General features: G+C 38.4%; 1 pseudogene. It reads left to right on the top strand.

The features are described 5' to 3' along the window. Nucleotides 1-1,194 (top strand): annotated as a pseudogene (locus tag GFU93_RS04270) (hypothetical protein); the annotation flags it as partial.

A 1,194-nucleotide genomic window follows, 5' to 3' on the forward strand; every position in this document is an offset into this window, starting at 1 on the left:
GAAAATTATGATTATCGTTATGGAATACCGTTAACTAGTAAAGATATCAACGGATATTTCACAGAAACCACAATAGATAATCTGGGAAGAATTGAGACCATCACCGGACCAAATGAATTGGAATTGGATTTACCTTATACCATAAAATATAAGTATAACCCGTCAGTAGTTTTAAATTCAGATGGAGACATTGAAAACCCTGCTTATGCAATAACTTATCATTACAATCCGCAACACCCAACAGAGGATATAAAAACATTAAGTTTTGTTGACGGAGCAGGAAGAACCTTGCAGGTAAAAAAAGACGGAGTGATAACCAAGACCGATGCAAACGGAAGTAATCCTCAGGACGAAAAGGTACTTATTGTAAGCGGAAGAACTATGCTGGATCCGTTCGGACGAGTAGTAAAAAGCTACTATCCGATTACCGAATCGCCGGAGCATGCCATAGAATTTAATCGAAACTTCGATAAAGTAAACCCAAGTGTAAGCAACTATGACTTGTTAGACCGTACCGTAGCAACTATTCTTCCGGATTCCAGTACTCAAACCACTGAGTATACAATAAATCCGACTGAGAGACAGCAAGTAACCATCGTTACGGATGCTATGGGAGGAAAACAGAAAACCTATGCCAACGGATCTGGGCTTACTGTTAAGACCGAACAATTATCCGGTCCGTCAGGAATAATTACTACCCGTTATGCTTACGATGGCATCAATCAAATATTAGAAGTCATCGATACCGAGGGACAAATCACTCAATCGAAGTATGACTTAGCCGGAAGAAGAATTCAATTATCACATCCAAGTGCAGGAATAACCCGATTAAGTTACGACGCCTTAGGAAATGTAATAAGTCGTCAGACTTCCAACTTAGAAAAAACAAACCAAAAAATAGAATACGAATATGATTATACCCGATTAAAATCAATACATTATCCGGAACATCCTCAAAATAACGTTACCTACCATTACGGAAATAAAAACTCCAAATATAACCGAAAAGGAAGAATATCTTTAGTTGAAGATGCAACCGGAGCACAAGAGTATAAATACGGTACGTTAGGAGAAATCACCGAAGTACGCAGAACGGTTATAATACCTAATCAAGCAATCGCTACCTATGTAACCCAAACCAAGTACGACAGCTGGAATAAACTAGAGCAGATCATCTATCCTGATCAAGAAAAA

It is taken from the genome of Apibacter sp. B3546, assembly GCF_009827885.1.
Classification (GTDB): domain Bacteria; phylum Bacteroidota; class Bacteroidia; order Flavobacteriales; family Weeksellaceae; genus Apibacter.